The sequence below is a fragment of the Pseudomonas sp. I8001 genome, from assembly GCF_013385345.1.
Lineage (GTDB): Bacteria > Pseudomonadota > Gammaproteobacteria > Pseudomonadales > Pseudomonadaceae > Aquipseudomonas.
Window position 1 is genome coordinate 38,801 of sequence record NZ_JACAQC010000021.1, and the last position, 20,645, is coordinate 59,445.

At 62.3% G+C, this 20,645-nt stretch carries 19 protein-coding genes and 2 pseudogenes; 13 read left to right on the plus strand and 8 right to left on the minus strand.

Annotated elements, in window-relative coordinates; translation table 11 throughout:
* The first annotated feature begins 3 nt into the window (after window positions 1-3).
* Window positions 4-543 carry a peptide deformylase gene (gene def, locus HX839_RS15880; protein WP_003213049.1) on the plus strand — a complete coding sequence of 180 codons (540 nt, stop codon included), beginning with the start codon at window positions 4-6 and terminating at the stop codon, window positions 541-543.
* Window positions 544-679: 136 nt separating this feature from the next.
* Here the strand turns inward: def and HX839_RS15885 are convergent, their stop codons facing one another.
* Both HX839_RS15885 and HX839_RS15890 read right to left on the minus strand, forming a co-directional pair.
* A complete protein-coding gene (locus HX839_RS15885) occupies window positions 680-1,498 on the minus strand; it encodes a class I SAM-dependent methyltransferase (protein WP_134327214.1) in 819 nt (272 codons plus the stop codon).
* Window positions 1,499-1,558: 60 nt separating this feature from the next.
* Window positions 1,559-1,996 carry a GNAT family N-acetyltransferase gene (locus HX839_RS15890; protein WP_177067332.1) on the minus strand — a complete coding sequence of 146 codons (438 nt, stop codon included), beginning with the start codon at window positions 1,994-1,996 and terminating at the stop codon, window positions 1,559-1,561.
* Window positions 1,997-2,330: 334 nt separating this feature from the next.
* Between HX839_RS15890 and HX839_RS15895 the strand changes: the two genes are divergently transcribed.
* From HX839_RS15895 to HX839_RS15935, 9 genes are all read left to right on the plus strand, one after another.
* Complete coding sequence (locus HX839_RS15895; protein ID WP_177067302.1) at window positions 2,331-3,272, plus strand: fatty acid desaturase; 942 nt, start codon at window positions 2,331-2,333, stop codon at window positions 3,270-3,272.
* 9 nt (window positions 3,273-3,281) lie between these two features.
* The gene (locus HX839_RS15900) at window positions 3,282-4,061 is read left to right on the plus strand and encodes a phosphate/phosphite/phosphonate ABC transporter substrate-binding protein (RefSeq protein WP_177067303.1); all 780 of its coding nucleotides are present in this window, start codon (window positions 3,282-3,284) and stop codon (window positions 4,059-4,061) included.
* 218 nt (window positions 4,062-4,279) lie between these two features.
* A complete protein-coding gene (locus HX839_RS15905) occupies window positions 4,280-4,789 on the plus strand; it encodes a sigma-70 family RNA polymerase sigma factor (RefSeq protein ID WP_003213062.1) in 510 nt (169 codons plus the stop codon).
* Window positions 4,786-5,721 (plus strand): FecR domain-containing protein, encoded by a 936-nt coding sequence (locus tag HX839_RS15910; RefSeq protein ID WP_008431601.1) that lies wholly within the window; start codon window positions 4,786-4,788, stop codon window positions 5,719-5,721. Before HX839_RS15905 ends, HX839_RS15910 begins: the two co-directional genes overlap by 4 nt.
* Before the next feature lie 253 nt (window positions 5,722-5,974).
* Window positions 5,975-8,614 carry a TonB-dependent receptor gene (locus tag HX839_RS15915; RefSeq protein WP_177008467.1) on the plus strand — a complete coding sequence of 880 codons (2,640 nt, stop codon included), beginning with the start codon at window positions 5,975-5,977 and terminating at the stop codon, window positions 8,612-8,614.
* 146 nt (window positions 8,615-8,760) lie between these two features.
* Complete coding sequence (locus tag HX839_RS15920; RefSeq protein ID WP_003213067.1) at window positions 8,761-9,774, plus strand: ABC transporter substrate-binding protein; 1,014 nt, start codon at window positions 8,761-8,763, stop codon at window positions 9,772-9,774.
* The gene (locus HX839_RS15925; RefSeq protein ID WP_087693173.1) at window positions 9,774-10,700 is read left to right on the plus strand and encodes an aliphatic sulfonate ABC transporter substrate-binding protein; all 927 of its coding nucleotides are present in this window, start codon (window positions 9,774-9,776) and stop codon (window positions 10,698-10,700) included. Before HX839_RS15920 ends, HX839_RS15925 begins: the two co-directional genes overlap by 1 nt.
* Window positions 10,701-10,993: 293 nt before the next feature.
* On the plus strand, window positions 10,994-11,998 hold the full coding sequence (locus tag HX839_RS15930; RefSeq protein ID WP_134327210.1) for an ornithine cyclodeaminase family protein: 1,005 nt from the start codon (window positions 10,994-10,996) through the stop codon (window positions 11,996-11,998).
* Complete coding sequence (locus HX839_RS15935; protein WP_177067304.1) at window positions 11,995-13,389, plus strand: aromatic amino acid lyase; 1,395 nt, start codon at window positions 11,995-11,997, stop codon at window positions 13,387-13,389. Before HX839_RS15930 ends, HX839_RS15935 begins: the two co-directional genes overlap by 4 nt.
* A gap of 106 nt (window positions 13,390-13,495) precedes the next feature.
* Here the strand turns inward: HX839_RS15935 and gstA are convergent, their stop codons facing one another.
* Window positions 13,496-14,098, minus strand: a complete 603-nt coding sequence (gstA, locus tag HX839_RS15940) for a glutathione transferase GstA (RefSeq protein ID WP_177067305.1) — start codon at window positions 14,096-14,098, stop codon at window positions 13,496-13,498.
* Between the two features lie 98 nt (window positions 14,099-14,196).
* Here gstA and HX839_RS15945 point away from each other — a divergent pair, with 98 nt between their 5' ends.
* The 3 genes and pseudogenes from HX839_RS15945 to HX839_RS31885 all read left to right on the plus strand — a co-directional run.
* Window positions 14,197-15,066: a LysR family transcriptional regulator gene (locus HX839_RS15945; protein WP_177067306.1), complete on the plus strand. Its 870-nt coding sequence runs from the start codon at window positions 14,197-14,199 to the stop codon at window positions 15,064-15,066.
* A gap of 272 nt (window positions 15,067-15,338) precedes the next feature.
* Window positions 15,339-15,962, plus strand: a pseudogene (locus HX839_RS31880) (PAS domain-containing protein); the annotation flags it as partial.
* A gap of 165 nt (window positions 15,963-16,127) precedes the next feature.
* Window positions 16,128-16,553, plus strand: a pseudogene (locus HX839_RS31885) (methyl-accepting chemotaxis protein); the annotation flags it as partial.
* A gap of 137 nt (window positions 16,554-16,690) precedes the next feature.
* Here HX839_RS31885 and HX839_RS15955 read toward each other — a convergent pair.
* The 5 genes from HX839_RS15955 to HX839_RS15975 form a co-directional block, all read right to left on the minus strand.
* The gene (locus HX839_RS15955; RefSeq protein WP_003213081.1) at window positions 16,691-17,200 is read right to left on the minus strand and encodes a hypothetical protein; all 510 of its coding nucleotides are present in this window, start codon (window positions 17,198-17,200) and stop codon (window positions 16,691-16,693) included.
* Window positions 17,201-17,335: 135 nt separating this feature from the next.
* The gene (locus HX839_RS15960) at window positions 17,336-18,745 is read right to left on the minus strand and encodes an MFS transporter (protein ID WP_087693167.1); all 1,410 of its coding nucleotides are present in this window, start codon (window positions 18,743-18,745) and stop codon (window positions 17,336-17,338) included.
* Window positions 18,746-18,756: 11 nt separating this feature from the next.
* Complete coding sequence (locus HX839_RS15965) at window positions 18,757-19,494, minus strand: NAD(P)-dependent oxidoreductase (protein ID WP_177054573.1); 738 nt, start codon at window positions 19,492-19,494, stop codon at window positions 18,757-18,759.
* Between the two features lie 16 nt (window positions 19,495-19,510).
* Entirely contained in the window at window positions 19,511-20,143 is a 633-nt protein-coding gene (locus HX839_RS15970) for a glutathione S-transferase family protein (protein WP_177067307.1), read from the minus strand.
* A gap of 199 nt (window positions 20,144-20,342) precedes the next feature.
* On the minus strand, window positions 20,343-20,579 hold the full coding sequence (locus HX839_RS15975; protein ID WP_087693164.1) for a DUF6124 family protein: 237 nt from the start codon (window positions 20,577-20,579) through the stop codon (window positions 20,343-20,345).
* Window positions 20,580-20,645: the final 66 nt, after the last annotated feature.

Consider the following 20,645-nt stretch of genomic DNA (forward strand, 5'->3'; position numbering starts at 1 on the left):
TCGATGATCCGTGAAATCCTGAAAATGGGCGATGAGCGCCTGCTGCGCATTGCCCCGCCGGTTCCGCCGGAAATGTTCGACAGCCCCGAGCTGTGGCAGTTGATTGATGACATGTTCCAGACCATGGAACACGTCGGCGGCGTCGGCCTCGCCGCGCCACAGATTGGAGTGGACCTCCAACTGGTGATCTTCGGTTTCGAGAGCAGCGAACGCTACCCGGACGCGCCCGCCGTGCCCCAGACCATCCTGATCAACCCGCTGATCACGCCCCTTAGCCCGGTGCTGGAAGAAGGTTATGAAGGGTGCCTGTCGGTGCCTGGTTTGCGTGGGGCAGTGGACCGTTACCAGCAGATTCGCTACGAAGGGTTTGACCCCAAGGGCGAGCCGATTGTGCGGATTGCCGAAGGCTTTCACGCGCGGGTGGTACAGCACGAGTGCGATCATCTGATCGGCCGGCTGTACCCATCGCGGATTACCGATTTCAGCAAGTTCGGGTTTATCGAAGTGATGTTCCCGGATATGGATCCCACCGCAGACGAATAACCCTCAGGCAAAACACACCTCAAACTGTGGGAGCGGGCTTGCTCGCGAAAGCGGAGTGCCAGTCACCGAAGATATAGACTGATCCACCGCATTCGCGAGCAAGCCCGCTCCCACATTTGTTCTGCGTGCATTCAGCTTATTTTGCGGGCTTCACAAACCGCAACGTCATCCGGTCCGACTCACCAATCGCCACATACCTCGCCTTGTCCTTTTCCCCCAACGTCAACGCCGGCGGCAAGGTCCAGACCCCATCCGGGTAGTCCTTGGTATCTTTCGGGTTGGCATTCACCTCGCTCTGCCCCTCAAGCTTGAACCCCGCATCCGTCGCCAGTTTCACCACATACGCGGTGGTCAGGTAACCGCTGTGCTTGATGTCTTCCAGCGACGCCCCGTCCTTGGCCCGGTGATCCACCACCCCCAGCACGCCGCCCGGTTTCAACACCTTGAAGAACGCCTCGAACATCGCCGGCGCCGTATCCGCCATCACCCAGTTATGCACGTTGCGAAAGGTCAGCACGGTGTCGGCCGAGCCAGGCTTGCCCAGCACCGGAGCCTTGGGGTCGAACTCGGCGAAGCCGGCCTTGGAATAATGCACCGGGTCTGCGGCGAATTTCTTTTTCAGGTTTTCTTCTGATGTACGCGCGTAGGCACTGCTGTTCGGCGCCTGCACGGCGGCGATGTAGTGGCCGTTATCCTTGAGCAGCGGCGCCAGCAGCTCGCTGTACCAGCCACCACCGGGGGTGATTTCGATCAGGGTCTGGTCGGCCCGCAGGCCAAAGAATTCCAGGGTCTGCTGCGGATGACGATACCCATCACGCGCGCTGTTGGCCGGCACGCGCCAACTGCCGGCGAGCACGGTTGCATACTGCTCGGCGGAAACCGGCGCTTCGGCTGCCTGGCTCAAGGCCGGGGCGAGGAGGGCTGCAAGGGATAAGGCTGCAAGGGTCGCTTTCATGATCATCCTGTAATGGGCCGCTGGTGCCGCCGAGGCTAGCATGGGGCCCACAACGGCTGATCACACTTTATTGAAGGACGACCTCACCAACGGTTCTAAGCCCATGGCGATCATGGGCTTGTTGCGTTTGTAGCGCACCAGGCGCTCCGACAAGGACTGCGGCAGCAACGTGTCCTGGGTAAAACCCTGGCGTTGATAAAAGCCTTCCAGGTCCGGATGGCACAGCAGCCACACCGTGCCTTCAACGCTTGCGACCGAGGCGCGAATCAATTGCGCCGCCAGCCCCTGGCCACGCAGCGCCGGGTCGACAAACAGCCCGGTCAACCACTGCCCACCCACCACCGGCGTCAGGCACAGGCCCGCGACAATCTCGCTGCCCCTGGCCACCCACAACTGGCCACCCTTGAGGGCCTTCATCGGTGAGTTATGGCTGCGATAGAACTTGTTCAGCAGCGGCCACAACGGCTCTGCCAGTCGGTCGATGTGCAACTCGGGCATGGTTTTCAAACACGCGAATCCAGGGGGTGCAGATTATAAGTCGGGCAAAGCGCCTTCTGTTGGGCAATCGGTGTTATACCCAGTGTTACATCCCCTGTAAGTGGAGCACGCATCATGGCCAAAGGTCTGAATTCCAAGAAAGCTGACAAGAAGAAACCGGCAAAGACCGCCGATGAAAAACGCGCCGAGAAAAAGGCCAAGAAAACCGACAGCAACCTGTTTGGTCATTAAGTTCTAAGCTAAGCACCAAACGATCTGCAAGATTTTCCCGCCCCATTGCACAGAGCAGGATGAAGCCGACTTTTTCGTCGGCCACGCCTGCCCTGAGCTGCCGATGTCCAACTACCTTGATGAAACCCAGCGCCGGGAAATCGAAGCCCTGGCCCAGACCTTTACCGCCCGCACCGAGTGGCCGACCTGGCTGCTGTTGATCGGCGTCTATGCCGGCTGGTTTGCGGTGATCCTCGCCAGCCACTGGCTTGGCCTGTGGCTGAGTACCGCACTGTTGATCCCGCTCGTGACGCTGTGGATGTCCCTGCAACACGAACTGCTGCACGGCCATCCCACCCGCTTCACTGCTTTGAACAAACTCCTCGGCTACGCACCGTTTGCCGTCTGGTACCCCTACACCCTGTACCGCAACTGCCACCTGGTGCACCACAACGACGAAGACCTGACGGTGCCCGGTGTCGACCCGGAAAGCCGCTACCTGAATCAGCGGCAGTGGGACGACAGTTCGCTGTTCGAGCGCACCTTGCATTGGCTGACCAAGACCGTCCTGGGGCGCTTCCTGTTGGGTTCGCCGCTGGCGCTGTGGAAGCTGGCGCGCAACGAGGTCAGGCGTCTGCGCGAAGGCCAGCGCCAGGCGTGGCTGATGTGGCTGAGCCATGGCACCGTGACCGTGCTGATGCTGACCTTCATCGCCCACTACAGCGTGCTGCCGGTGTGGCACTACGTGGCGCTGGTCAGCGTGCCGGCCTTGTCGGTGGCGGCGATCCGTTCCTACTATGAGCATCGCCCGCACCCACAACCGGAACAGCGCACGGTGCTTAACGAAGCCGCCTGGCCGTGGACCTGGCTGTTCCTCAACAATAACCTGCACCTGGTGCATCACGACTTGCCGAAGCTGCCGTGGTATTTGCTGCCCGCCGTGTACCGCGCGCGCCGCGAGCAATGGGTGGCACGCAGCGGCGGGTTCCTGGTGCAGGGTTACGGCCAGTTGATCGGCCGTCACGGGCTCAAGGCCATCGACAGCCCACGGCACCCCTTTGCTTGAGAGACGACCATGAGTGACCGCTACGCCGAACTGCTGATGTACGTGGCGCCGCAGCAGGTGCAACAGGCCAATGAGCGCTGGCTTTCGCGCATCCTTGAGCGCCTGGGCGCGACCCGCCGCAAGGCTGATCATCTCGACCTGCGCAGCCTGTGGCGTGCCCCGCAATTGCTGCTGACGCAAACTTGCGGCTACCCGCTGATGACCGAGCTGCGCGGGCAAGTCCAGGTGATTGGCCGCCCGCGCTACGAACTGCCCCACAGCAGCGGCGGCCAGCATTGCAGCCTGCTGCTGACCCGCGACGACAGTCCCCGCGTTGCCTTGGCGGACTTCCAAGACAGCCGCGGCGTGATCAACGGCCATGACTCCAACAGCGGCATGAACCTGCTGCGCGAACGCCTGGCGCCGCTGCAGCAGGGCGGTCGGTTCTTTGCCGAAGTCGGCATCAGCGGCGCCCATCGCGAAAGCCTGCGCTGGCTGCGGGAAAACCGCGCTGACCTTGCCGCCATCGACAGCGTGACCTACGACTACCTCGCCCGTTTTGCGCCAGAGGAAGTGGCCGGGCTGAGGGTCGTCACCCGCAGCGCGCCCAGCCCGACGCTGCCTTACATCAGCGCGTCGGGCTCAAGTGAACACCTGCGGGAGGTCATGAACCTGGCCTTGCAGAATCTGCCCGAAGTGGTGCAAACCCTCGGCGTACACGAAGTGCTGCCCGCCACCGAAGCGGATTACCAGGTGCTGCTGGATTACCGGCAGCAGGCAAAAGCCTTGGGTTATCCACGCCTCCAATGATCGTTCCCACGCTCCGCGTGGGAATGCATCCTGTGACGCTCTGCGTCACGATTTCAAAGCAGACGCAGAGCGTCCAAGGCGGCATTCCCACGCAGAGCGTGTGAGCGATTGGTTATATAAAAATACCTTTTAAATATTATTAAAGAATAAGCAGCCTTGCTAGGATCGCTCCACCGGAACACCGGACATAACGCGCAACCTACTCAGATGGAGCCACTATGTCCGGCGCCGACACTTCTCACAGCGATTACGTGGGCGGATTATTCCGCAGTCATTACGACTGGCTGTGCGGCCGTTTGCACCGCCATCTCGATTCCCGTGCCCACGCCGAAGACATCGCCGCCGACACCTTCGTCCAGCTCCTGAGTTCCCCGGGCGTGGCGCCGATCCGCCAGCCACGCGCCTTGCTCACCACCATTGCCCAACGCCTGATGTACCAGCTGTGGCGTCGCCGTGACCTGGAGCGCGCCTACCTCGACGCCCTCGACCAGGACGAAACCTCGCCCGCGCCATCCCCTGAGGATTTGGCGCAGATGCTCGAAGCCCTGCAGGCCATCGACCAGTTGCTCGACGGCTTGCCGGCCAAGGTCAAGGCGACCTTTCTGCTGTCGCAACTCAATGGCCTGACCTACCCGGAAATCGCGGCCGAGCTGGGCATTTCCCAACGCTCGGTCAGCGACTACATGACCCGCGCCGTCAACCGCTGCCTGCGGCTGTGCCTGGAATGAGCGACGACCTGATCGACAGCGCCACTCGCTGGGTGGTGTTGCTGCGCTCCGGCGAGGCGAGTGCCGCCGACTGGCAGCGTTACCATCAGTGGCGCGCCGCAGACCCGCGTCACGAAGCCTTGTGCCAACAACTGGAAACCCGCCTCGGTGTGTTTCAAATTCCGCAGGCCCAAGGCGTCAGCGGCAAGGTATTGCAGCAGGCACTGGACGCGCCATCCAGCCGCCGCACCGTATTGCGCGGCGCCCTGGTGGGCGCTGGCCTGATGCTGGGCGCCGGTTGGCTGGCCCGGCCGGTGGTGGAGGATTTGACCGCCGATATCCGCACCGGCACCGGCGAACGGCGCACTGTAGAGCTGGCGGATGGCAGCGAGTTACTGCTCAACGCCCGCAGTGCCGCCGACATCCAGTTCGACCCGCAACACCGCGTGGTGCGCCTGCGCGATGGCGAGTTGCTGGTGAAGATTGCCAGGGACAGCAACCGACCGTTTTTCATCCAGACCGATCAAGCTCGACTGCATGCCTTGGGCAATCGCCTGTTGCTGCGCGAGCGCGAAGGGCAGGGCCATGTGGTGGCGCTCAACGGCGCCCTGGAGATCGACGGCCAGAACGGCGAACGCCTGCAACTGGAGGCCGGGCACGAGGTAACTTATGACCGCTTCGGCTTCGGCCCGGTGCTGGCCAGTTCCTCGGGGGCGACGGCGTGGATCGACGGTTTCCTGCAAGTGCGCGACCGCCCGCTGGTGGAAGTGATCGACGCACTGCGCCCGTATCACAACGGTGTGCTGCGCCTCGATCCGGCGGTGGCAGGGTTGCGGGTCAGCGGCCTGTACCGCCTCGACAATCCCGACCAGATCCTCGACACCCTGGCACGCACCCTGCCGATCCACATCACCCGCCGGACCGGGTTGTGGGTGACCGTCAGTGCCACCTGAAAACGGTTCACCTCGGTCAATGTGGGAGCTGGCTTGCCTGCGATGCGAGCACCTCGGCCTCTCAGATGTACCGCAGCGATACCATCGCAGCCTCGCTAAAGCTCGACAGCTCCCACAGTTGACCGCGTCGTTTCCGAATGTCGGTTCTAACGCCATAACCAAACGATCTGCAAGTTTTCCCCCGGCCATCCCACATCACTCCCGTAAGCGCTGCGGGGAGCAGCGCTCAGGAGTTTCCTTGGGGGGAGCCAACGTGAGCCCATTCAACCGTACACCGCTTCGAACCTTTGCCCTGGTGCCGTTGGCCAGTCTGTTCCTGTCTTTCGCTGCCAGCGCCGAAGAGGCGCGCCAGGTCTACCACATCGCGCCCGGCCCGCTGGATGAAGTGCTGCTGAACATCAGCCGCCAGAGCGGCCAGGTGATTTCCTTCACGCCACAATTGGGCAACTATTCCTCGGCGCGGGTCGACGGTTCGCTGTCGGCGCAACAGGCGGTAGACGCCGCGCTCAAGGGCACCGGCCTGCAAGTCCAGGTCAGCCCGGACGGTGCATTCATCATCAAGGAAGGCGCCAAAGTCGCGCCTGCCAGCAACAGCATCAAGGCGCAAACCGCCGAAGCCCAGGCGCCGACCCTCGACCGTGTGGTCGCCATCGGTACCCGTCGCAGCGACGCCACGGCCCTGACCAGCAGCGCCCCGGTGGATGTGATAAACGCCGAGGAACTCAAGCAAACCGGCGCCACCAGCCTTAACCAGGCGCTGTTCCAACTGCTGCCCTCGTTCAACTTTCCACAGAACAACAGCGCCACCCGCGGCCAGGATCCGAAAGGCGCCTCCCTGCGCGGCTTGTCCCCGGACCAGACCCTGGTGCTGATCAACGGCAAGCGCCGGCACACCTCGGCGGTGGTGAACATTTCCGGTGGCGTGCCGTTCATTGGCGCGCAGCCGGTGGACCTCGACATGATCCCCATCAGCGCCATCGACCACGTCGAAGTGCTGCGCGACGGTGCCTCGGCGCAATACGGTTCGGACGCGGTGGCGGGGGTGGTCAACATCGTGCTCAAGGAGCGCGACAGCGGTGGCGGCATCAACACCCAACTGGGCAAATACGCCCAGGGCGACGGCTTCAGCAAAACCACCGATGGCTGGTACGGCATCGGCTTGCCGGGGGATGGTTTCCTGACCCTGAGCTTCAACACCCTGAACAACAAACCCGATGACATCGGCGACAAATACGTCGCCGACGGCCAGGTACAAGACCCGCGCTGGGGCGGTGCCGGGCGCGACAAATACAACCTGGCGGCCAACGCCGAAATCGGCCTGAACGACCAATGGCGCCTCTACAGTTTCGCCACCTTCGGCCAGGACACTTCGGTAAACAACACGCCGCCGCTGCTGGCCAGCAGCCCGAACAACGTGGCCGGGATCTACCCCAACGGCACCATCCCGAAATACCGCTATCGCTATGAAGACGGCGCCGTCACCGTCGGCACCCGCTATGAAGACGAGAGCATCGGCCGCTTCGATTTGAGCGCCACCTATGGCCGCGACGAGCACGACGAACTGGCTTTCAACACCGTCAACCCGAGCTACGGGATTAACAGCCCGACCAAGTTCAACGTCGCCACCCTGGTCAACGACCAGACCAACATCACCCTGGATTACGCCAAGGATCTGAACGTCGACTGGTCGAGCCATCCACTCACCGTTTCAGCGGGCGTCGCCTACCGGCATGAGCAATACCGGCTGGAGGCCGGCGACTACGATTCCTATTCCTACGGTGGCATCGACGGCGTGCAGGTTGGCGCGGTGCAGGCTTCGGGCCTGACCCCGGATGACGCCGGCACCTTCAAGCGTGATGTGGGCGGCGTGTATTTCGGCCTGGAAAACCAGGTCACCGACAAGCTCCAGGTGGGCATTGCCGGGCGTACCGAGCACTACTCGGACTTCGGTTCAGCCACCACCGGCAAACTCTCGGCGCGCTATGACTTCACCCCGAAAGTCGGCCTGCGGGCCACGGTCAACAATGCCTACCACGCGCCCAGCCTGGGCCAGATCGGCACCTCCTGGACCACCACCACCAACCTCGACGCCAACGGCAACCCGGTGCTGACCCGCATGCTGCCGGCCGACAACCCGGCCGCCCGTGCCCTCGGTGCGCAGCCGCTGAAGCCCGAGAAGTCCACCAACTTCTCCCTGGGCCTGGTGCTGCGCCCAACCGACCAGGCCTCGCTGACCATCGACGCCTACCAGATTTCGATTCGTGACCGCCTGCTGTTCAGCGGTGGCATTTCCGGGCCGCTGGCCGAGCAGATCCTCAAGGACGCCGGCTACGGCCAGTACTCCTGGGCGCAGTTCATGACCAACGCCGCCGACACCCGCACCCGTGGCGTCGACATCGTGGGCAAGTACAACCTGGACCTTGAGCAGTTCGGCAACCTGAACCTGTCGGCGGGCTACACCAAGGCCCGCACCACCATCGAGAAGGTCCACGAAAACCCCAACGGCTTCGAAGTGCTGACCCGTGAATCCCGTGGCTTCCTGGAGCACGGTTACCCGGAAGACAAGCTGGTGTTTGGCGCGGTCCACAAGCTCAACCAATGGACCATCGCCCTCAACGAAACCCGTTACGGCAAGTACCGCAAATATGCGTCCAGCGAAGCCAACGCCCAGTACGACCAGACCTTCGGCGCGCAATGGACCACCGACCTGGACGTGAACTACGCCTTCACCAAACAACTGCGGGTGTCGGTGGGCGTCAACAACCTGTTCGACAGCAAGCCTGACGACTACAACACCCGTTTGCGCCAGACCCCGGGCCAGCAATACAGCTACCTGTCGCCGACGGCGCCGGAAGGGGCGTTTTACTACACGCGGCTCAGTTATGACTTTTAAACCCTGATGCAAAACCTGTGGCGAGGGAGCTTGCTCCCGCTGGGGCGCGTAGCGGCCCCAAGCACTTTGGGCCTGCTGCGCAGTCCAGCGGGAGCAAGCTCCCTCGCCACAAGAGCACTCTTCATGGAATCACCACGAGGTAACACATGAAAACAATCAAGAACCTGCTCGGTGGCTCGCTATTGGCACTCACCGTCCTGGCACAATCAGCCACGGCCGCCGAACCTGCCAAACCGATCCACTTCGGTGACATCACCTGGGAAAGCGGCAGCCTGATCACCGAAGTGCTGCGCCTGATCGTCGAGAAAGGCTATGGCCTGCCCACCGACACCTTGCCCGGCAGCACCGTGAGCCTGGAGGCCGCCCTGGCCAAGGACGATATCCAGGTGATCGGCGAAGAGTGGGCCGGGCGCAGTCCGGCGTGGGTCAAGGCCGAAAGCGAAGGCAAGGTGTTCGGCCTGGGCGACACCGTCAAAGGCGCCACCGAAGGCTGGTGGGTGCCGGAATACGTGATCAAGGGCGACGCCGAACGGGGCATCAAACCCCTGGCCCCGGAGCTTAAATCCGTCGCCGACCTGGCCCGCTACAAAGACGTGTTCCGCGACCCCGAAGACCCGACCCGTGGGCGCTTCCTCAACAGCCCCACCGGCTGGACCTCGGAGATCGTCAACAGCCAGAAACTCAAGGCCTATGGCCTGACCGACAGCTACGTCAACTTCCGTACCGGCTCCGGCGCGGCGCTGGATGCCGAGGTTGCATCCTCGATCCGTCGCGGCAAGCCGGTGCTGTTCTACTACTGGTCGCCGACGCCACTGCTGGGGCGCTTCAAGTTGATCAAACTGGAAGAACCACCGTTCAACGCCGAAGCCTGGAAGACCCTGGCCGACGCCAACAACCCGCACCCCATCGGTACTCGTTCGATGCCAGCGCACCTGGCGATTGGCGTGTCGGCGCCGTTCAAGGCGCAGTACCCGCAACTGGTGACGTTCTTTGAAAAAGTCGACCTGCCGATTGACCTGCTCAACGGCATCCTCGCGCAAATGGCCGAGAAACGTACCGCGCCGCGCCAGGTGGCCGAAGCGTTCCTGAAAGAACAGCCGCAGGTCTGGCAGCAGTGGGTGCCGGCGGACGTCGCGGCCAAGGTCAAGGAGAGTCTCTGATGCGCAAGTTCATCGCAGCCACACTGCTGGCACTGTGCGCCGGGCCGCTGCTGGCGGCAGAACCGGCCACCCTGCGCGTCGGCTACCAGAAAAGCTCGGTGAGCATGGTGCTCGCCCGTGAGCATCACCTGTTCGAGCAAGGGTTGCCGGGCACCAAGGTCGAGTGGATCGAATTCCTCGGCGGCCCGCCGCTGATCGAAGCCCTAAATGGCGGCAGCATCGACATCGGCAATATCGGCGACATCCCGCCGATCTTCGCCCAGGCTGCCGGCATCGACATTCGCTACATCGGCGTCGAGCCCAATGACGGGCGCACCGAAGCCATCTTGCTGCCCAAGGACAGCACCGTGCAAAGCGTGGCCGAACTCAAGGGCAAGCGCGTGGCGTTGCTCAAGGGTTCCAGCGCCCACAACCTGTTCCTCAAAAGTTTGTTGCGTGCCGGCTTGCAATGGAAGGACGTGAACGTGGTGTACCTGTCGCCCTCCGACGGCCGTGCCGCGTTTGAACAAGGCAAGGTCGACGCCTGGGTGGTGTGGGACCCGTACTACTCGGCGGCCGTGGTGGACGGTTCGGCGAAGGTGCTGGGGGATGGCCAGGGGCTGAACCCGGCGGGCAGTTTCTTCATCGCCAGCGGGCCGTTTGCCAAGCAGCACCCGCAGGCGATTGCGGCGATTCTCAAGGTGTTTGCCCAGGCGCAGCGGTTGTCGCTGGACCAGCATGACGAAAGCGTCGCGCTGATGGCCAAGACATTGGGCTTGCAGCCGGCGGTGGTGGAGAGTTACTTCCAGCACCGCTCGCCGACGCCGAGCCGGCCATTGGAAGCGGTGGATATCGCCAACCAGCAACGTACCGCCGACGCGTTTTTTGCCAACGGCCTGATCCCGAAAAAGGTCGATGTGCAGCAGGTTGTGTTCAAGGCCCCTTAACTTGATCCCTGTGGCAAGGGAGCTTGCTGTGGGGGGGAGTTTGCTGTGGCAAGGGAGTTTGCTTTAGGGAGAGAGCTGTTGTGGCGAGGGAGCTTGCTCCCGCTGGGCTGCGTAGCGGCCCCAAAAAAAGCGGGAGCGCTGCGCACTCCAGCGGGAGCAAGCTCCCTCGCCACAGCAAGCTCCCTCGCCACAACAGGCTCCTCACCACAACAAGCTCCCTCCCCAAAGCAATCTCCCTCACCCCATAAAAGCATCTTCAGCATCGACCTTCGCAACCCATCAGTGAGCAGACCATGCAACCGATCTACATCGACTTCCTCAACGGCCTGGACATCGACGAACTGGCCCTGACCAACGACGAAATCCTCAACGCCATCGAATCCAGCCTGGCGATCCAGGGCCGCAGCGAGGCGGTGATCGAGCCGCGCATGCACCTGATTCCCGGCGGTGAAATCAACGGCCACTTCAACGTGCTGCGCGGTGTATTGGGCGGCGCAATCGGCTACGCCGGGGTCAAGGTGGTGGGCGACTTTGTCGATAACTACCGCAAGGGCCTGCCCTCGGAACTGGCGATTCTCAACCTGCTGGACCCGGCCACCGGCATCCCCAAGGCCATCCTGGACGCCTCGGCGATTACCGACATGCGCACCGGCGCCGTCACCGCCATCGGTGCCAAATACCTGGCCCGTCCCGACAGTAAAGTCCTCGCGCACATCGGTGCCCGTGGCACGGCGTATTGGAACGTGCGGCTGCTGGACCACCTGTTCGACTTCGACGAAATCCGCGTGCACTCGCGCCGCAGTGAAAGCCGCGAAGCCTTCGCCGAACGCCTGCGCCGCGACCTCGGCAAGCCGGTGATTGTCACCGACGACTGGGAGTCCACGGTGCGCGGCGCCGACATCGTGGTGGAAGCTTCACGCCTGGATCAGCCGCAACCGTTGCTGCACACCGAGTGGATCAAGCCCGGTGCCTTCGTCGTGCCCTACGGCACCATGAGCGCGGTGGAACTGTCGTTGACCGACATCATGCACAAGCTGGTGGTGGACGACTGGGGCCAGTGCAAGGGCGGGATGTTCGGCGCATTGCGCGCCCACGTCGACGCCGGAAAACTCAGCGCCGAGACCTTGCATGCCGAGTTGGGGCAGATCGTCGCCGGCTTGAAGACCGGCCGGGAAACCCCCGAGGAAACCATTCTGTTCTGGCACCGTGGCTTGAGCCTCAGCGATATCGCCCTGGGCCACGCACTGCTGGAAAAATCCAGACGCCTGGGGATCGGCCAGCGGTTGCGCTGGGCATGATTCACTTCGATCCCGCCGGTTTGACGATTGAGGATTTGCTGTCGATTGCCCGCCAAGACGCGCCGGCTGACTTCAGCGATGCGGCCCGCCAACGTATCGACGAAGGGCATCGACTGTTGCTGCGTCTGGTGGCTGAAGGCACGCCGATTTACGGGGTGACCACCGGCCTCGGTGCGGCGGTGGATACGCAGGTTGCGCCGGTGCAGGCAAACATTCCTTTGGGGCGTGCGGTGGGCGTTGGCCGCCTGGCCACGCGTGAGGAATTACGCGCGATCACCGCAGCCCGCCTGGCGGGGTTGGCCCAGGGGCGTTCGGGTATTTCGCCGGGTGCGGCGCAGGCGCTGTTGGCGTTACTCAACTGCGGCATGGAGCCCGCGGTGCCGTTGCTCGGCTCGCTGGGCGAGAGCGACCTGGCGCCGTTGGCGCATTTGAGTCTGGCGCTGAACGTGCCATTGACGGGCAAGGATGGCCTGGCGCTGGTGTCGGCCAACTCCGCGAGCATCGGCCTTGGCGCGTTGCTGGTGGCCGAGGCCGAACAGGCATTGCAGGCCATGTTGGCGGGGCTGGCGTTGTCGTGTGAAGGCTATCGGGCCAACCTCAGTCCGTTCCAGCCGTGGGCTTCGCGGTTGCGCCTGGCGCCGGGGCAAAGCGGCCAATCAGCGGCGTTGCTGGAATTGCTGGCGGGCGGCGAATTGGCCGATAACCCGCGCCGGCTACAGGACCCGCTGAGCTTTCGCTGTGCCACGGTGGTTCAAGGCGCGGCACAACAGGCAGTGCAGGCGTTACGCGAGTTGATCGAACTGGAACTGGCCAGCGGCGCGGACAATCCGGCGTTGATCAGCGAAGACGTGTTGGTGCTGGCCACGGCCAATTTCGACAGCACCCATCTCGCGCTGGCGGCCGAAGGCTTGGGCCTGGCGTTGAGCCGTGTGGCGGTGTGCAGCGCCGAGCGGATTGCCAAGTTGCTGTCGCCGGCTTCCAGTGAACTGCCGCGCTTTCTGATCAACCAGCCCGGGCACGTGGGCATGGCCGCCTTGCAGCGCACCGGTTCGGCGTTGGTGGCGGAGATCGGGCACTTGGCCAATCCGATCCCGGCGGTGAGCGTGCCGGTGGCGGATCGCGTGGAAGATTATGCGGGGCAGGCGCTGGCGGTGGTCGAGAAAACCCGGCAACTGGTGCAGCGCGTGGTGTGGCTGGGCAGCATTGAGTTGATCGTGGCGGCGCAGGCGGTAGACCTGCGCGGCAAGGTTCAACTGGGGCAGGGCACCCGGCGTATTCATCAGGCGGTGCGCCGCCAGGTGGCGCACCTGGATCAGGACCGTTCGGGGTCGGTGGATGTGTTGGCGTTAAGTGCATTCATCGAAAACGATGGCTTGAAACCCATTCTCTAAAACTATGAAGATCAACTGTGGGAGCTGGCTTGCCTGCGATAGCGGTGTTGGATTCACCATCGCTATCGCAGGCAAGCCAGCTCCTACAGGTTGATCGCATTTCAGGTCATGGATTTTCAGCGGCCAAGGCAGCAATCACTGCCGGGCGTTCACCGACACGCTGCTGAAACTTCGCTAACGCCGGCCACTGCTGCAAGTCGATATCAAACAACCCCGCCCAGCGCAGCACCACAAACAGGTACGCATCCGCCACTGAGTAGTGCGCGCCCAGCAGGTAATCCTGGCGCTCCAGGGTCTGTACCAGAATCGCAAAACGCTTGAACAGCGTGGCCTTGAACAGCGCCTTCACCTCATCGGGAATCGCGTCCTTGAACAACACTCCCAGCCCGCCATGAATCTCGCTGGAGACAAAGTTCAGCCACTCCTGCAAACGCACCCGCTCCCAGCTGCCATTGGCCGGCGCCAGGCCCGCTGCGGGTACCCGGTCGGCCAGGTATTGCAGGATGGCGGCACCTTCGGTCAGTACCTCGCCGTTGTCCAGTTGCAGTGCGGCCACATAGCCCTTGGGATTGATCTGCAGGAAATCATCACCGTCAGCCGTGAGCTTTTTCTGGTTGTCGACGCGAATCAATTCAAACGGCAGGGCCAATTCCCGCAGCGCGATATGGGAGGCGAGGGAACAGGCATTCGGGGAAAAATACAGCTTCATCGGGGCAACTCCGCAGGACAGTTGCCTTCAGTCTCGTGGGCATGGCACCTTGGGTAAAATTAATCTTTCAGAATCCTGCCATAAGGACAGCTACTGCCATGATGAACCTGATGCACTGGCGCCTGCTGGTGGCCGTGGCGGACAACGGCAGCATCACTGCCGCCTCCGAACGAGTGGGCATGACTCAGTCCGCCGCCAGCCAGGCGATGGCGGCCATGGAGGCCAACCTCGGTGCGCAGTTGTTTGTGCGTGAGGCGCGTCAGACCGTGCCTACCGCCCTGGGCCTGCAAGTGATCGAGCAGGCGCGGGTGATGTTGGAAGCGTTGCAGGCGATTCGCACCACCGTGGACGAAGCGCGGCCGATGCTGCGTGGGACGATTCGCATCGCGAGTTTCCCCATGGTGCTGGCGGTGTTCCTGCCGCCGCTGCTGCGTCGGTTCAACCAGCTTTACCCCGGCATCGAGGTCACGGCCCTGGAAGTGACCGACGATGAAGTGAACACCTTGCTCGACGCGAATCTGATCGACCTGGGCGTGGTGCTCAACCCGCCGTCCGAGCGCAATGCCGCCGTGCTGGGGCGCGATAACTGGGTGGCGGTGCTGCCGATGGCCCACGGGTTTTCCCGGCGCCCGGCGCAGGCAACGGTCACGCTGGAAGAGTTGGTGGAGCAACCGTTCGTGCTTGCCACCGGCGGCTGCACCGTCAACGCCCGCAGCCTGGCCCAGGAAGTCGGCCTGGTGCTGCGCGAGGTGCGGGTGGAAGTGCGCGAGTGGAACAGCGCTTTCAGCCTGGTGCGTGAAGGCGTGGGAGTGACGCTGGTGCCCGAGATGACCCTGCCGGCCCAGCGCCAAGGCTTGCGCATCATGCCCCTGGCGGAGCCGGTGCATCGCGAGTTTGCGTTGGTGACATCACGCCACCAACCGCCCTCCGCAGTGGTTAATGCTTTGTTGCAAATGCTGGCTGACTAGTGGCCTTGCATAGCGCCAACGCCTGTCTATGCTCACCCAGAACCGTTGATGACGCTCGGCATATAAAGCGTTTCGGATAGGTTTCCCCATAAAGGTCTTCGATCAAGATTCAAACCGTGAATGGAATGCGCCCGCGTGGGCGTCGGGAAAATAAAGGGTGATCTGACATGTTCAACCGCCAACACAAATCCGACCTGCTGGAAATCGAACGTTTCTCCTGTGCCCTTACCGAAGCCAAAGCCAAATTGGCCGCCATCAGCCGTTCCATGGCAATGATCGAGTTTGATCGCGACGGCATCGTGCTGGATGCCAATGAAAATTTCTGCAAGACCATGGGCTACCGCGCCGAAGAAATTCGCGGCAAGCATCACCGGATTTTCTGCGAAGAGGCCTACACCCACACCGACGCCTACGCCAAGCTCTGGCGCGACCTGGCGCGGGGCGAGCCCCTCAGTGGCACCTTCATGCGGTTGAACAAGCATGGTCAGGAAGTGTGGCTGGAGGCCAGTTACATGCCGGTAATCGGTGCCGACAACCAGGTGCAAAGCGTGATCAAGGTGGCCTCGGACATCTCGGCGCGGATTCACCGCGAGCATGAAAACCAGAGCCTGATCGACGCCATCGGCCGCTCCATGGCGGTCATTGAATTCACCCCGCAAGGCCAGATCCTGAATGCCAACGACAACTTCCTGAAGACGGTGAAGTATTCCCTCAGTGAAATCGTCGGCCAGCACCACAGTCTGTTTTGTCATCGCGGTGAGACCGATTCGCCGGCCTACAAGGCATTCTGGGCCTCGCTCAACCGCGGCGAATATCACTCCCACCGCTTTGAGCGCAAAGATAAATTCGGCCAAACGCTGTTCCTGGAAGCCTCCTACAACCCGATCTTCGATGCCAACGGGCGCCTGTACAAAGTGGTGAAGTTCGCCAGCGACATCACCGACCAGGTCACCACCTTGCGCACGGCTGCCGACTCGGCTCACGCCACCTCGGTGCAAAACGACGCCTGCGCCCGCAAGGGTTCGGAAGTGGTGCAGCAGACCGTGCAGATCATCGAAGAAATTTCCCGTGACCTTAACGAAGCGGCCGTGAGCATCGACGCAGTGAGCAAGCAGTCGGACATCATCGGCACCATCGTCCAGACCATCCGCGGCATCGCCGACCAGACCAACCTGCTGGCGCTGAATGCGGCGATCGAAGCGGCCCGGGCGGGCGAGCATGGGCGCGGGTTTGCGGTGGTGGCGGATGAGGTGCGCAGCCTTGCGGCGCGAACCAGCCAGGCGACGATCGAGATTGTGGATGTGGTGCGCAAGAACCACGACCTGTCGATCAGCGCGGTGTCGAGCATGCAGTCGAGCCTGAGCCGCACGGGGCTTGGGGTGGAGCTGGCGAATGAGGCGGGGCAGGTGATCCTTGAGATTCAGGAAGGGTCACGGCATGTGGTGGATGCGATCAGTCAGTTCAACTCGACACTGCAATTGCAGTAACACCGCAGATCAAATGTGGAATGAGCTTGTGTGGGAGCGGGCTTGCTCGCGAATGCGGTGTGTCAGTCAGCACATGGATTGACTGACACACCGCATTCGCGAGCAAGCCCGCTCCCACATTTGGTTTGTGGTGTGGCTTAGATCGCAGCCAGGGTTTCTTTCACCGTCTGCGCCTGCGGGTCAGCGGTCTTCGCCGCTACCTGCTGCGCCTGCTGCTCCTTCAGGCGTTCTGCAACTTCCTTGGAAATAGCATCCTGCTTGTCCTGAGGCATGTTCTTCACATCATCCTCGGTCAAACCCTGTTCCTTGAGCAGTTGCTCGCGGATGCGCTCGGCCGGGCTTTTTTTCATGTAGTCGGTGAAGTCACTGCGGGCCGACGTGGTGGAGTCAGTCTTGGCCGTATCGGTGGTCGAGGCGGTTGCGGTGGTGGCTTGCAACTGCACACGGGTCTTGGCGAAGGCGGCATTGATGTTGTCGGCAGTGGCGTCGGCCGCTGCCTGTGTGGTCGATACAGTGGTAGTGCCCTGTTGCACGTTTTGCGCAGCACCGCTGTACAGCGCGCTGGCCGCGGCGTTGGCCGGGTCCATGTCTGCGCGCTTGATGCGTTGGATCGTCGACTGAGCCTGGGGGTTGTTGTTGATCAGCATGATCAGGACACCTGTGGATGTGGGCGGTGCCACAGGTGGAGCAATTAGCGTGCCCAGTGGTATGGCCCCGTGTTTACGGGGCTTTGGGCCGCTACCGTCGGCAAGCGTTGGCGTGCCGCCGGCCATTGTTTGCCGCTAGTGGGCAATGTTCTCCAGCGCCAGGTTGCGGGTGCGCGGGCCGAACCAACTGATGGTGATCATCACGATCAACATGCTGCTGGCGATAAACGCCAACACGCCGGGCGTGCCGAGGTGTTCGAGGATCACGCCGATCAACAGGCTGCTGAACACCGTCGACAACCGGCTGAACGAATAGCAGAAACCCACCGCCCGGGCGCGGATGTTGGTGGGGAACAGTTCGCTCTGGTAGGAGTGATAACTGAAACTCAGCCAGGCGTTGCAGAAGGTGATCATCACCCCGCAGATCACCAGGCCCACGGCGGTGGTTTGCAGCGCGAACAAACTGCCGAAGATCACCGCGCCGAGCGCCGAGCCGACAATCTGCCATTTGTTCTCAAACCGGTTCGCCACCTTCACAAACAGCAGCGGCCCCAACGGGTAGGCGAGGGTGATGATGAAGGCATAGCCCAGGCTGTGAGTGACGCTCACGCCCTGGCCCGAGAGCAGCGCCGGCAGCCAGTTGCCGAAGCCGAAAAAGCCGATGGCCTGGAACACATGAAACACAATCAGCATCAACGCCCGGCGCCGGTACGGCGGTTGCCAGATATCGGCGAAGCGCCCTTGGCCCTGCACGCTGACGGCTTGCGGTTCCGGCTCATCGAGTGGCTTGCCGTGGTCTTTCCGGCAGCGCGCTTCGAGGTTGTCCATGATCTGCCCGGCTTCGTCGAAACGGCCTTTTTGTGCGAGCCAGCGCGGCGATTCCGGCAGGCGCTTGCGCAGTTGCCAGATAAACAGCGCAAATACCGCACTGCTCACCACTACCCAGCGCCAGCCGGAAATCCCGAACGGTGCCTGGGGTACCAGCCACCACGACATCAACGCCACCGCCGGCACCGACAGGAACTGGATGAAAAACGCAAAGGCAAACGCCGAGCTGCGCATGCGCTTGGGCACCAGTTCCGAGAGGTAGGCGTCGATGGTCACCAGTTCGATGCCCAGGCCGATGCCCACCAGGAAACGCATGCAGATGATGCCCAGGGCGGAGGTCTGGATACCCATCAACACGGTGGCGACGGTGTACCAGATCAACGCAAAGGTGAAGATCGCCCGGCGCCCGTAGCGGTCGGCAATCGGGCTGAGCAGGCTGGCGCCGAGGAACAGGCCGAGAAAGGTCGCCGAGGCAAAGGCCGCCTGGTCGGAGAAGCCGAATACGCCCTGGCTGCCGGTGTGGAAAATTCCGTCACTGATCAGACCGGGGCTGATATAGGCAGTCTGGAACAAGTCATACAGCTCGAAAAAGCCGCCAATCGACAGCAGCGCCACCAGGCGCCAGACAGTGGCGACGGCGGGCAACCGATCAATGCGCGCGCTGATGTGCGCGGCGCGGATCGGGTCGATACCGTCTGCAAGAGAGGGTGAAGACATGGGCAGAAGACTCAGTAAGTGATCGGGATCTCGAATTCCTGGAACGCATCATCCACCGGTTGGTAACCCAGCACACGGGTTGTTTCGCTGAGGTCCAGGCGTTTGAAACGGTTATTGGAAATGCCATGGGCGATCAGGTGTTTCACCCCGATGGTTTCCACCGAGCGTTGCAGCAGTTGCACGGCGTCGCGGGGGCTGAGCCAGGCGCTGAGATCGCGGGCGTTGTTCAGGTCGTGGGTTTCGGGGAATTCAAACGCACCGATGCGCAGGGCGATGGTGGAGAGCGGGGTTTTGGCCGCGTAAAAACCGCACAGGGCTTCGCCGTAGCATTTGCTCACGCCGTACAGGTTGGCGGGCAGTACAGGCATGCCCGGCGTGATCTGCCGGTCTACCGGGTAGCCTTCGATGGTCTGGGCGCTGCTGGCGAACACCAAGCGCTTCACACCTGCGGCCACGGCGGCTTCGAACAGGTAGGTGGTGGCCAGGATATTGTTGGGCAACAACTCGTCGAAGGTCGCGCTGGCGTGGGGGATGCCCGACAGGTGCACGATCACGTCAATCCCGTCGAGCAGGGCGGCGAGGGCGGTTTTGTCGCTCAGGTCGGCGTGGATGAAACGGTGCTCGCCGAGGGCGAAATCCGGCTCGATGCGGTCGGTGAGGGTGAAGCGGTAGCGGTCTTTCGAGGCTTCGAAAAACGTCTTGCCGATGCGGCCGCAGGCGCCGGTGAGTAGTACGTTGAGTCCGTTCATTGGGTAGTCCTTGTTTTTAGTTGTGGCCGTCGAGGGCGAAGGTTTTGAAGCCGGGGCGTTGGCTGAGGGTTTCGTAGTAAGCGCTGACCGCCGGGTAGGACGGATGCTCCATGGGCGTCATCCACCAGCGGTGCACCGACAGGCCGATGAGGATGTCGGCGAGTGTGAAGTCGTTACCGGCGACGTAGGCGCCGGTTTTGATCAGTTGCTCTTCTAGCAGGCCCATCTTGTCGTTCCAGGCCTTTACCGCGGCGGCGATGGCTGGCGCGTCCAGGCCGTCCGGGTTGTTGCGCACCAGGGCGGTAAACGCAGCACCCCAGGAACGGTTGAGTTCGATGGCTTGCCAGTCTATCCATTGCTCGACTCTGGCCCGGGCTGCCGGCTCGACAGGCAACAGGTCGTGGCGTTGGTGCAGGCTCACGAGGTAGCGGCAGATGGTGTTGGATTCCCACAGTACGCCGTTGTCGTCGATGATCACCGGGACTTGGGCGTTGGGGTTCAGGGCCAGGAATTCGGGGGACTGGGTGGAGGCGAAGCCGATGCCCCAATCTTCGCGGTCGTAGGGGATATCCAGTTCTTGGCAGGTCCACAGGACTTTTCGCACGTTGATGGAAGAAGTGCGACCGAGGATTTTCAGCAAATGGCCCATGGTGCTTTCCTGACGAGGGTGAGAAGGCAGGGGGCAATTTAGCAGGGGCCAGAAGGCACGGCGAGGTTGTTAAGTGGGCAGGATCAAAAATGTGGGAGCGGGCTTGCTCGCGAATGCGGTGTATCAGTGATGGAAAGGTCGGCTGACACACCGCATTCGCGAGCAAGCCCGCTCCCACAGTTTGACCGCGTGCGGTCTGTTAGATCAGTGGTGATTCCAGGTCCATCAGCTTGCCCATCAGCAATACGCCCAACTCACTCAACTGGTGAATCGCCAATGCGGTGTCGCGGTCTTTGCCGGTGAGTTCATCAGACAGGTCGAGCAATAACGTGCTGACCGAGGAAAACGTCTCGTAGCTGTTGGCGATCAGGCTTTCGCTGCTGGCGTCGGGGCTGACGGTGAATAAGGCGGGAGGATTTGGAGTTGCTTTGAACATAGTAAGTGCCCTGTATTAGGCCACCCCCATATCGCTACTAAACAATAAAGGAGGCAGCTGCGCGCA